The organism is Verrucomicrobiia bacterium (genome assembly GCA_035946615.1).
GTDB lineage: Bacteria > Verrucomicrobiota > Verrucomicrobiia > Limisphaerales > UBA8199 > DASYZB01.
Genome location: DASYZB010000091.1, coordinates 21,438 through 34,529, shown reverse-complemented (window position 1 = coordinate 34,529; position 13,092 = coordinate 21,438). Strand labels below are relative to the sequence as shown.

General features: G+C 59.7%; 4 protein-coding genes. 3 read left to right on the top strand and 1 reads right to left on the bottom strand.

Going from position 1 to position 13,092, the window contains the following annotated elements; genetic code table 11:
- Positions 1–154 precede the first annotated feature (154 nt).
- The 3 genes from VG146_13280 to VG146_13270 all read left to right on the top strand — a co-directional run bounded on the left by VG146_13280 (position 155) and on the right by VG146_13270 (position 6,181).
- A complete protein-coding gene (locus VG146_13280; GenBank protein HEV2393321.1) occupies positions 155–958 on the top strand; it encodes a prepilin-type N-terminal cleavage/methylation domain-containing protein in 804 nt (267 codons plus the stop codon).
- A gap of 369 nt (positions 959–1,327) precedes the next feature.
- Entirely contained in the window at positions 1,328–3,235 is a 1,908-nt protein-coding gene (locus tag VG146_13275; protein ID HEV2393320.1) for a heparinase II/III family protein, read from the top strand.
- A 186-nt stretch (positions 3,236–3,421) separates the two neighbouring features.
- A complete protein-coding gene (locus VG146_13270; protein ID HEV2393319.1) occupies positions 3,422–6,181 on the top strand; it encodes a hypothetical protein in 2,760 nt (919 codons plus the stop codon).
- 47 nt (positions 6,182–6,228) lie between these two features.
- Here the strand turns inward: VG146_13270 and VG146_13265 are convergent, their stop codons facing one another.
- The gene (locus VG146_13265; protein HEV2393318.1) at positions 6,229–12,999 is read right to left on the bottom strand and encodes an autotransporter-associated beta strand repeat-containing protein; all 6,771 of its coding nucleotides are present in this window, start codon (positions 12,997–12,999) and stop codon (positions 6,229–6,231) included.
- Positions 13,000–13,092: the final 93 nt, after the last annotated feature.

The window sequence follows — 13,092 nt, the reverse complement described above, 5'->3', positions numbered from 1 at the left end:
GGCGCTGCCGCCTAAAGGCGGCGTTCCGCGCGTCCGGAACGCCGGCTTCAGCCGGCAGCCCCGTAGTCACTGAGGGGATACTTCCTCACCACTTCCCAGGCTTGCAATCGCCGGGGGGCAAGTGTAGAAGTAGATAATCATCCCGAAACGAGCTATGCGAGGCACAAAGCAGGGCGGCCTTGGGTTTACACTGGTCGAGTTGCTGGTGGTTATCGCCGTGATTGCCATCCTGGCGGCATTGCTGCTGCCTTCCCTGGCCCGGGCCAAGGCCGCGTCTAAACGGGTTCAATGCACCAATAACCAGAAGCAACTGATGGCCATCTGGACAATGTACGCCACGGACAACGCGGATAGCCTCGCGCTCAATGGCATGAACGACCCACCCAACCCGGTGCGAAAGCTTTGGGTTCAGGGGGCTTTCTTCCACGTCCTGGATAACACCAACCTGACGCTCATTCTTGACCCCAAATTCGCGCTGTTCGCCAATTATCTTCAGGACCGCAGGGTGTATTTGTGCCCGACGGACCGTGACACCATTATGATTTCGGGCCGCCCTTATCCCCGGCTGCGCAGTTATTCCCTGAACTGTTACTGCGGGTGGGCCGGGGAGTGGGATACGCGGCTTTCCTCGGCGTTCACGGTTTTTCACAAACAATCCCAAACGGGAGTCGATATGCCCGCCGGGTTGCTGACGTTCCTGGATGTGCAGCCCGACAGCATTTGCTGGCCCTATTTCGGAATCTACATGACCCGCGACAGCTTCTTCAATTTCCCCAACAGTTCCCATAACCAGGGCGGTGTGGTTTCATTCGCCGATGCTCATGTTGAATTCCATCGATGGCAGGACCCTCGAACGATCCGCGCCTTCTCGCTGGATTACCATCGGCACGACGAGCCATCGCCCAAGAATCCCGACTTGGCCTGGCTGCGGCTGCGCGCCTCCTCGCCAGCCAAGTAGCGCGGCCCCGGGCGTCAGGAGCCTCGAGCGTGGGAGCCTCGGGGGCTCTTGTTGAGGCTTCACCCCTTTATGTCTTGCGCTCGGCGAGCACGGCGACTCGAGTGCTGCGAGTTTGACCTCAGCAACTTGTTCTTGCCCGGTAATCAACCCTTTCAGAGGACGCGGGAGCGGCACATGGTGCGGAGTATCGGTCAGGTTGAGCAGGAAGTAATAAGTCGTGTCCGTTGTTTCGCGGGTGGCCGCTTCGACGCCCGGGGGCACATCGAGGAGCGGGCCCAGCCGCGCGGCGGCAGCGGCCTCGCGCGCCAGGGTTTCATAAAAGGCGCGGGGCGTGTTGCGGAGAAGACCAGCTCCTGCCATTCTGGCGGCATGTTTGATTCTGTCTGGCTTGGTCCCACGAGGTTTGCTGCGGGCCTGGTTTTTTGGTTTGCGCTCCTGAGCGCTTCGGCGGGGGCCAGTATTGCGCCCGGACGCGTCACAGAGTTGGCCGAGTGGTTGCCGGTTGCGCCGGCCGGATTGGGCCGGCCAGTTACCGACCGCGTTGCCTGGGAGAAGCTGGCGAAAACACCGGCCTTTGGGTCCATAATTGCCCGAGCCGAGGCGTTGGCCAAAGAACCTGCGCCGGCCTTGCCGGACAGCCTCTATCTCGACTACTCCAAAACCGGCAACCGGGAGCGGTGCCAAAAGGTCCTGGGTGAGCGGGGCGAGCGGTTGGTCACGTTCAGCCTGGCTGAAGGGCTCGAAGACCGCGGGCGCTTCGTCGGCCCGCTCGCCGAAACCGTACAAGCCATTTGCCAGGAACGCACCTGGGTCCTTCCGGCCCATGATGGACGGCTCAACAATTTCTACGGACGCACGGTCGAGATGGACCTGCGCGCGACAGCCGTTGCCTGGGAACTGGCTACGGCGGATTATGTCTTGGGTGACAAGCTCTCCCCGGGCACCAGGCGGTTGATTCGGGAGAATGTACGGCGCCGCGCGCTCCAACCATTCCGGGACATGGTCGAAGGGCGCCGTGCTGAAATCTATTGGCTGCACGTTCAGAACAATTGGAACGCCGTGTGCCTGGCGGGCGTGACCGGGGCGGCCTTGGCGCTCGAGGACTCACGGCAAGACCGGGCTCTGTTCGTTGCGGCGGCGGAGCATTACATTGCGAGTTTTCTGAGTGGGTTCGGGCCGGATGGGTACTGCAGCGAAGGCGTTGGGTATTGGAATTACGGGTTTGGGCATTTTCTGACGTTGGGCGAGACGATTCGGCAGGCCACTGGCGGGCGCGTGGACCTGCTGGCCCAACCGGCGGCGTTGGAGCCGGCGCTCTTTTGCCGCCGCAGCGAAATCCTCAACGGCATTTATTTGACCATCTCGGATGTGCATCCAGGGACCCGGCCGGACGCGGAGTTCGTCCGTTACATTTGCGAGCGGTTCGCGCTGACACCGCCGGCAGGCAAACCAGCCGGATTTGTCAGACCAAGAGGCGGCCTGGCCGAGACGATGCTCTTTTGCTCTCTCCCCTCGCCCTTGCCGGTCATCGCGCATCCGCCATTGGCCGCGGAATCTCCATTGCGCACCTGGTTCAAAGACGCGGGCGCGCTCATCTGCCGGCCAGCGCCCGGGTCGGGGGCGCCCTTCGCAGTGGCGCTCAAAGGCGGGAACAATGCCGAAAACCACAACCACAACGACGTCGGCAGCTTCAGCGTCGTGGCTGGCCGCTCCATGGTGATTTGCGACCCCGGCGCGGAGGTTTATACCCGGCGGACCTTCAGCGCGCATCGTTATGACAGCAAAGTACTGAGCTCTTACGGCCATGCCGTGCCGGTTGTCGCCGGTCAATTACAGCAGGCGGGCGCCCGAGCCCGGGCGGTCGTGCTGCGCACGGATTTTAGCGACGCAGAGGATGTGGTGGCTTTTGACCTGCGGTCGGCATACGCCGTGCCGGAACTGAAAAAGCTGCAACGGACATTTCTCTTCCACCGGACGGACCCAGTCTCGCTGACGGTGCGCGACGAGGCGGGCTTCGGCGAACCCAGGGATTTTGCAACGACGCTCATTACTTGGGGCAAATGGAAGCAGACATCGCAGCACGAACTCTTGCTTACGGACAAGGCGGGGGCCGTGCGGGTCGGCATCGAAACCGGCGGCTGCGGGTTTAAAGTGAGCGCGGAAACGTTGGACGAAGACGTCGTGACGCCGGAGAAACCGGTGCGCTTGCTCATCACGCTCGAGGCGCCAGTCCGAGAAGCGGCGGTAACCTTGAGGATTGCGCCGTGTGCGGAGTGAGTTAGATGAGGGTTGCCCGTAGAAAGAACGAAAGGGTTTTTGCAGTCGTTCTCTCCGACTCTGTGGTGAAAAATGAACAGGACCGCAAACAGAAAGGCAAAACCGCGGAAGAGCGTAACAGCGAATTCTAGGGCCCTACAGGTTTTCTTTGGACAGCGCGCAGCGATGGTGTCATGGTGCTCTCCGATGAACCCTCTTTCTGCTTGGCGGTATCACGCTGCGCACCGATTAGTTCTGGCGTTGCTTGCGAGCGGCCTGGGGCTGCTCGGATGTTACCGGGCGTTGGGGGAAATCATCTTCGAGGACCTCTTCACGCAACCGGCTGGAAGCGTGACCAACAGCATTCCCTGGATAGATGTTCAAGGCGATGGGTGGCAGGCGAGCTCACCTGCCCTCGGGCTGTCCATCGATGGCCAAGGCCACCTGTTTAACCCTGTTACCAACCTGGGTGGTTCAGCCGGCGTTCCGTTGATCCCGATCGGGCCGCACGGGTCGATGACCATTTACGCCACAGTGAGTCTGCCCCCCGCATCGTCCGAGTGGGTCGGCTTTGGGTTCGGGAACAGCAACCAGTTTTTGGCGGGCAATGGCAGCCAGAGCGGCCCCTGGCTCAAGGTGCAAGGCAACGGCTCGCTCACCCTTTATAGCGGAAGCGGCGAGAACGGCGGGGTTCTCGTTCCCTCAGCCTATGCGAACACGGGCGCACCGGTGCAGTTCGCGCTCGCTTATGACGCGTTTCTTGCCTCCGCAACGGTCAAGGTGGCGGCGAGCGGGGTCACAAATACCGTGTTCGACAACATGCCGATCACCAATTCTCTGGGCGCCGTCCTGGCGCACTATCTTATCTTTCAGTTTCCCAGCAACGCAGCACCTCCCTCTGCACGGTCTGTCGGCCCGGTGTCCGTAGATTGGCATCCACGGCCAGGCCCGTTGCTCGCTCTGCCCACGCCGCCTGCGGCAAACGTCGTGAGCGTCGGAGCACCAACCGGCGGGTCGGATATACAACTGATCCAAGGGGCGCTCAACGCAGCGGCAAGCCTGAGCGGGGGCGCCGAGGTCCGTTTCCAGTCCGGTGCGACCTACATCATCACCAACAACTCAACCACGGCGGGCGTGCCCTTGTCGCTCTCTCACGCAACAGCGGTTCTGGTCAATGGCAACGGCTGCAAGGTCCTGATCGCAAATCCGCGCATCGGATTCCTCGACCTCTTCATGTGCACCAACATTATCGTTCAGGGATTTTCGGTCGATTACGATCCTCTCCCCTTTACGCAGGGGGTAGTGACCACGAACCTCTCAGGCACAGAAAAGGCGTTCGAGTTCCGCGTGGACCCAGGCTATCCTGCGCCGACCAATTCCAATTACCTCGACCAGCCGCAGTGGGGCACGTTCATGGACCCCACGCGCCCGGGGCGGCTGGCCGACAATCACTCCACCATTTACGACTTCAGCGCCGTTCAGGCGACCCCAACCAGCGGCATTTTCAAAGTGGTGCTCAAGAATGCCTCCAAACTGGCGACCATCCAACCCGGCGACATCTGGTGCCAGCTTGGCCGTTGGGACGGTTCCACGCTCTTTCGGGCGCGCAACTGCTACCAGGTAACTTTTTTGGACCTGACCAATTATACGGGGGCGGCGGCGGCTTTCGCCGGCAGTAACTCCTACCTCGTAAACGAGATCGATTGCCAAATCATCATTGGCCCTTCCCCTGGAGGCCCGCAGGGCGTCCCTCGAGTCAAGACCACCAATGCCGATGGCGGCTTATTCGGCAACCCGCGCATAGGACCCTGGGTCGAGGGCTGCAATTTCATCGGGTTAAGCGACGATGTAGCCAATGCAAACACCCTTCCTTTTTTCGTCGCAGGCCCTGTCCCCAATTCGACAAATACCTTCCACTTGATCGGATATACTCCCGGAGGCGCCCTGGCGGACGTGACCAGCCAGCAATTGCAGGCGGGTGATGATGTTATGTTCTACAATGGGACCAATGGAACGGTTTTTAACCGGGCCTCCATCACGAGCGTTGAACCACCTTATGTTACCTTCGATCACAATATCTCAGGCATTTTTGCCGGCCTGGACACGACCAACACGCTTCTGTTTGATAATTCACTGAACAGCTCCGCCGTCTATCTCAACAACACCTTCAGCAATTCAAGAATCCACGGCATTTATTGCCGGGCCAATAACATGCTGATCGCGCGCAATGTCATCACTGGGATGGGAGTCAGCGCTATCGCGGCGCATCCGGCATTGAGCCTGAGTGGACCCAATTCCTTCGTGCCCACCAATGTCGTGATCATGGACAACGTTCTGGCGGATGGCGGGTGTTCCTACGAAGCCATCCACAACACCGATCCGAACCAGGAACCCACCTGGGCATTGATTCAGTTGCACAAGGCCATCGCCGCCTCCGATTACATCCCGCAGGGACAGGAAATCTCCGGCATCCGCATCCTCTACAACGCGTTTCTGCAGTGGCGCCGGGGCGCCATCACCCTGCACAACGTCACCGATGCCAACATCATCGGCAATTACTTCGGCCCGCCCCTGACGAACTACGGATTGACGGCGCTCACCAACCATGTTGTGGCGGACCTCTGGGCATGCGATTACCCGGGCGTGCGCATCAGGAACAATGTCAAGCCCGGCCTGCTGCCCGATGCGCAAGCGATTCGCGAAGATGGCCAATTCGCCACCCTCCCGGGCGCCTTTCAACCGCTGAGTTCGCCCTTTCTGGCTATGACCCAGGCTGCGGGCACACTGGCCATTAGTTGGAATAGCCCTGCGCCCGCCTTTGTGCTGCAGCAGGCCCAGGCCTTGGATGGCCCGACCAATTGGATGGATATTGCCGAGTTGCCTTACCTCGCCGGCGCATCCAACACGGTCGAACTGCCGCTCCCGGCTGGCCTGCCTGCCGGCTTCTTCAGAGCCCGTCAGCGTTGAAGGGCTATTCCATCGAGTGGAGCCCAATCAGGTTGCCCTCGGTAGCTCTAAGGCAATTGAAGGATGAAATACTGCTGAGACAGAGATTCGGAATTGGTGAAATGGAATGCTCCGGATGAGTCGAGTTGGTTCGTGGCAATCGGCGTCCATTCAGAGAGCGGCAAGGCGACATTGGTGGTTGATAGCACGTAATAGGTGGCGCCAGGAGTCCCGTTTGTGCCACTCAGCACAAAGCCCCCTTGCGAACTCGAGAGAATCCCCAGGATGGGCCGCACTTGGAGCGCGCCGGCGACAGCGACTTTGCCGTCCACGGCAAGGGTATTGCTCCAATACAACCCTGGCGAGAGTGCGGGCAGGGTGATTGCGTTGAAGGTTCCCGTTAGGCTCGGGGCGCTGAAAAGTTTAAAGCTGTTGCCGGAGGCCAAAGCGCCATTGACATTGGTAACCGTCAGAGCGCCGCCGTAGGCGATGCTGGCAGCGGCGAGCTGGTCGGCAGTTCCCGCCGCTGCGTTGAGTTCCATCACGGTTTGGCCTTGAAGAGTGATGGTGTTGGTGACCGTCAGGGCGCTCAGGCTGCCGGGGGCGACCGTGGAACCCGCGCCGGCAATCACGCTGCCCCAAATTGTGCCGGCGCCTTCCAGGGTTTGGCCGGACAGCAAAGTGAGGGTAGGGCTCGAGGCCTGGCTTAGGTCCAGCATTCCAGCAGCAATATTAATCAGGGAACTCGCGGTCAACGAATCACCCACAAGCGCAAGGCGGCCCGCGGTGATTTTGGTCTGGCCGGCGAAAGTCAAAGGGCCCGCCAGGAGCAGCGGGCTGCCTCCGCTCTTAATGAGGCCGCCCGTGCCACTGATGCTGTTGCTTTGGGTGAAAGAGGTCCCACCAATGTTGAAAGTCGCGTCCCCCTCCAGAGAGATAGAGCCGGCATAGACGTTGGCGCCGCTATTATTCAGGACGGTGGCGGCGTTGCTAAGAACAAGCGGCTTGGCGATGTTGGTTGCCACCAACTGATAAAACTCGAGAGTTGCGTTGCTGGCGATGCTGATGGTGGCGTTAGTATCGCCTAAAGAAGTTGTTCCAGCCTCGACACCCAGCATGCCTGCCAGCACCACGATATTGGAGAGCGCCGGGTCCACGGCAACCCCGACAAGAGATATCTGGTTGGCGCCCACCTTGGTCAAGTTGAACGACTGGCCGGCGGTGTTCAACTCGGTGAGGCTGGTCGCATTTGCGGCGCGAATGTCCCACCGTTGCGTGCCCCCAAAGGTTGCATCACCTGTCAGGCTCACGACTTGGAGGGCATGAATCTGGCCCTGGCTGCCGTTATTGACAATAACACCTTTGCCGCCTACACCACCGCCGCTGACGAAGAGGTGTTCCTGGCCGAGATTCAATCCGTTGCTGGCCAAACCCGGGCCGCCGAGGTCCAAGGTTGCGCCATTGGTGACGACAGTATTTCCGACTGTACTGCCCAGAGCGGCATTGTTGTTGATCTGAAGGGTGCCCTGGAACACGTCCACCTCGCCGTCAAAAGTGCTGGCGCCGCTCAGGGTTACGATTCCCGTGCCGATGTTTGTCAGCGAGCCCGTGCCGGTGATGGAGTTGTTCACCATCAAACTCCCGGTCCGATCGAACACCAGCGAACCGTTGTTGGTGAGAATGCTTGAGCCCAGGTTGCCATTAGCGCCGCCATTACCCACCTGCAATATGCCAAAATCAATCGTGATCGGTCCGGTAAAGTCATTGCTGCCCTGATTGGCGATCGTCAATCCGATGCCGGCGACGTGCAATCCGCCTTTTCCGGTGAGCTTGCCGCTGCCACTGAAGGTGTAGGCCCGGCTGGCATTGTTCATGGTGATGCCGGAGGTCGTCAACGCGCCGGAGAGACTCACGTTTGTCACAGAGGACGAATCATCAAAGGAGACGAAATCGAGGTTATTAAACACAGCCGGGGCGGCATTTCTGGTCCAGTTCGTTGTGGAATTGTCCCAGATGGATGAGGTGGCACCGGTCCAGAGATCATCACCAATGGCTGTCTGGACCAGGAGATTGATGGCGCCTGGGGTTGTTGCCGGATCGACGATGGAGAAAGTGAAACCGGCCTGGGTGGAAAGCACAATGAGGTTATTGGTAGCGCTGCTGGGCAGGGGAGCGCCGCTGTAGCGGAAAAGGGTGTACACATCGCCTGGATTCATCGTCGCTGGGGGGACGATTTGCAGTGTGTTGGTGCCGCTCAGAGTCAATCCGCCCGTCACCACGACCTGATCGTTGCCCGATGAAGCCGCTGTCGAGAGCTCGAACGTGCAAGTCGCGTTATCGAGAACCAACGCGCCCAATGTGAGCATGGCCAGCGGCAGATTCGCATCCCCAGGGCTCAAAATGCCGTTGGTAATCCCCACATTCCCGGTGGCTGCGCCGAAACCTCCCAGGATACCGCCGTTATAGACAGCCACATTGCTACCCACGGTCCCCTCGACGGCCAAGGTGCCATTGCTGATGATGGTACTGCCATAACTGGCTGTGACAACTCCCGCTATCACATTGGTTCCGCTCCCGGTCTTAATGAAGCTGCCGCTGCCGCTCAGAGCGCCGTTAAATGTCAGGGCGGAGCCGCTAGCGGCGTTAAACAGGCAATTCCCATTGAGGACCACCGGACCGCCAACTGAATTGGCTATCCCACTCCCGCAATTGAGCGTGGTGTTGGTTCCGGTGCCGTTGAGCACAAATTTTTTGCCCAATGAGATGGTGCTGTTATAGAACTGAAGTTCAGCCCCCGGCGCGACGGTCAAGGTGTGATTGGGGTCTCCCAGCGAACCGGTAGTGGTTTCGACGCTGAGAAGGCCGTTCAGGACGTTGATGTCGCCAAGGCCGGCATCCACCGTCAGGCCAACCAACGAAACTTGGTTCGGACCGATCTTAGTGAGTGTATAGGGGCTGCTGGGAGGAACGGTTAGCAGTTGGGCCGCGCCTCCGCGGATGTCCCAACGCCCGGTGCCGCCAAAAGTCGTATTGCCGGCAAGGGTCACCCAGCCCAAGGCATTGATATTGTCTGGCCCAGAGTTAACAATGGCGCCCTGGCCGCCGGCGCCAGCCCCTGAAACAACCACAGTCACATTGTTGAGTTGCTGGCCATTGACATCAAGAGTGGCGCCGCTGCTGACTGTTGTGACCACGCCGGGCGCGCCCAAGGCGCTGCTGCTGCCGGCTTTGAGAGTTCCTTGGGCCACGCTGACCGCACCGGCAAGGGCGCCATTGCCCCCGCTCAAAGTTAAGATGGCCGAGTCGATCTTGCTTACCACGCCCGTGCCCGAGATGGGATTGGGCACCACCAGGTCCGCTCCACGGTTGAAGGTGAGTGCGCCATTGTCGGCTACGCCGCCCGAGGGCAAGGTTCCAGTGCCACCATTGGTCCCAACCTGGACGTTGGCCGTGCCGCCAATAGCCAGCCCGCCGGCGATGGCGTTATCGGCGCCGAAAATGACCGCGCCTTCATTGACTGCCACGCCGCCATTAAAGGTATCGCCCCCCGTTTCGAGCAACGTCAAAGGTCCCGAGCCGTTCTTGGTTAATGAGGTGGCGCCGCTGATAGCTCCGTTCCCGGTAAAGGTGTAACCGTTAGTTGTATAGACTGTAATCGCGCCGGGCAGAACCACGGTTGCGAGGTTCACGGTGGTGGTTGCAGCGGTATCATCGAAAAATGCCGAGTCCAAATTATTAAATTGGACGGGGTTGCCGGAAAAAGTCCAGTTTGCGGTTGTCGCGATGTCCCAGTCGTTGTTCACATTGCCGGCCCAAGTGAGCGCTTTGGGCCCGGAGGTTAAAACCAAAACCACAGATGCATTGGCCGTATCATTCGAGACATAGCCTAGGGTTGTGGAAGTCGGCAGGGTTCCGAGGGTGAAATTGTAGCCGCTCCCGGCAATGGCCCCGGTGTACTTGAGAAGCGTGAAGAGGGCAGGGTAACTGGGCACGTTAAAGACAGAGCTGATATTGATGGTATTGGCGCCGCCCGTTGTCAAGCTGCCGACGACCAGATTGGTCACGCTGGGGTCCACTGAAAGCGCAAGCGATGAATTGGTCAGGCCGAGGCTGGTAATGCCGGAAGCGGAGGTATTACCGATGATCGAACCCCCATTAATCCCAATCGGATTGAAGGAGGAGAATCCGCCGGTCACGCCGGAAACATCCAGCGCGGCGCCGGGGTTGACCTGAATAGAGGAACTGGTTGCAATCGAGCCGGCGCCGCTCAAAGCCAGCGCGCCCCCGTTAATGAGAGTGGGGCCCGAATAGGTGTTGTTGCCGGTCAGCATTTCGACACCCCCGCCAATCTTAGTCAGTGTGATGTTGTTAGCACCGTCTTGAATCGCGCCGGCGAAGACGCCGGACTGGTCGTTGTCGCCGATCGTGAGCGAAGAAGGCGAGGGGCCATTGTTGACAATGAAGCAACTTGCCCCCACGCCGGAGCTGGACAGGCCGTTGATGGTTTCGTTGAAGCCGTTCATATTCCATGTGATTGTGTCGGCGCCCAAGCCGTTCATGAGGACGTTGCCTTTGCCAAAGCCGTTGGGGATGATCTCGCTGTTGCCGCTCAGGAAGGTGTTGGCGCCATGGGGACTGGCGTTCATCGTGGTCGTGCCGCTCCAATCATTTTGCGAGTTGGTCAAGGAGACGGTGCCGTTGACTGTGACCGGCGAGCACAAAGACAGGTTGAACGGTCCGGAGAGTTTAGCCCCAATGGCCCCGCTGGCGCCGCCGTTACCGCCGATGGTGGTGTCCCCAATCAGGGTCCACGGTCCATTAAAGAGCCAGCCACCTGTCGTGCGAATCGCGCCCAGAGGCTCGCCCGCCGTGCCGTTGCCCGCAATGAAGACGGCGTTGGTGACTGGGGTCGTGGGGCCGGCGCCGCTGGGGAAGAGATAACAACCGGGAAGGATATAAATAGGGCCGGTGCCGCCCGCATCGGCATTGCCCGTGCCAACGCCGCCCTCGCCACCGACAAATTGGACGCGGCCCTGGAGGAGGAAAGTGCCGCCCGAGAAGGTGTTGTGGCCGCGCAGTTTCATTGAGCCGGCTCCGGTTTTCACAAACGTAACTGGAGCCGAGCCGTTGTCGGTGATTTGAGAATCAATGATGAGCGTTCCAGAGGATGAACTGGCGCAGTTGACATCAACCACGATCTCGCCTGGCGTGTTATCGGCGCCACCCGCCGTCAGGATGCCGATGTTTTGGTCCGGCCCATTGGCGCCTTTGGGCGTCTCGCCGATCAACCAGGTTAGGCCCGAGGTTGTATTGGGCTTGAAGATGGCGCCAAAGCGGCCAAGCCGCAGGGTGTTTCCGATGCCGATCTTTAGAGTAACGCCGTTGTCCGTCCGGTTCCAGTTGATAGCGTTGACGTCCGTGAGTGTTCCCGCGTTGTCGTTATCCACGAGCATATCTCCGGTGACGGCGCTGGTGATGAGCAGATTGGCCGCCGCGGTGCTGATACTGTGGATGGTTTGGCCATTGGCCAGAGGCGTGTAACCGGTGAAATTAACGATATGCCCGAGGGGATCGACGCTCGCGAAATCGGTCCCGAGGATGATGGAATTGGCGACGTTATTGCCGGTGATCGTCACAGCCGATCCATCGCCGAGAGTCGCCCAGCCGCCCAGGATGCCGTTCACGTTCGTGCTCGAGGTGATAATGTTCCCCCCTCCTCCCAAGGCCGGGGTAATGAGGGTCAGCGTCCCGCCCGGGTCGTGATCGAGGGCGCCCAGGTCAAGATTGGCCGTGCCGCCGGGTCCGTTGGTTGCGAGGATCACCGAGGACGCAAAGGTGACATGTGTCCCATTGAAGGTCTGGGAATTCGCGGCTCCGCCACCTCCTACCAAATTGAGTTGGGCGAAATTAAGCGCGCCGAACCCGGCATTTTCTCCACCAAGAATAAGGAAAGAACTCGGCGAGATAATGTTGGTTAGCGGCGCGCCAGGTTGGGAGAAATCCAGAGTCAAAGTGCCAACCCGGTTGGAGGTTGAGCCGGTATAAGTATTGGCCCCCGAAAGGACCAGGGTGCCGAAGCCGTTTTTGGTCAAGCCATCGGGACCACTGCCATTATTTGCTATCACCCCGCCATACGACAAGGTTGTGCCCGAATCGACGGTGAGCGTCCCGGCGCCGGCGCCGGGATTTGGGCCCAAAGCGATGCCCATGCTCGAGTTGAGCGCCAGGCTGGCGGTGGTCTCAAGAGCGCCCTTATCGATTGAAAGCCGTGAGGGCGCACCCAGGTTTCCGGCTGAATTGACGGCTAATTTCCCGCCTAAAATTCCCACAGGCCCAGTGAAGCTGTTTGCTCCTGAGAGCGTTAAGACCCCATCGCCGGTCTTGGTGATACCGCCGGCCCCAGAGATGGCGCTGTTAATGGCCAGCAACCCATTGCCCACCACATCGATGTCCTGGCTGGCGCTCAATGATAGCGAAAGGTTGATGGATTCAGGGGTCACTACCTGGCGGTTGGTAATCCCACCGGCCAAACCAATCGAATTTCCCGAGAGCGTGAATCCGCCCGGCCCCTTGAAGGTGATCCCGCTAAAGGCGGTGCCCATGCTGAAATTATTTGTGTTGGCCAGGCCAACTGTTCCCGAGAAAGAGAGAGAATCTCCCGCCGAAGGCAGGATGCCACCGGCCCAGTTGCCGCCATTGTGCCAAAAACCGTCCCCGCCCGCGCCGGTCCAGGTCTGATCCGCAGCCAATATGCGGGCAGGAACAAGATACAGAACGATGAGCAGGACGGGCAGAGCCCAAGCGGATGCGCTGGTTTGGAAGAGTGAATTCTTTTTCATAAAGATTTCCATGAGTTGTTGGCATGAGCACCCCGAAAGGCCAGGATCGAGCCGGTGCTGGCATCCTGATTCATGAGATAAATTGGTTTAATG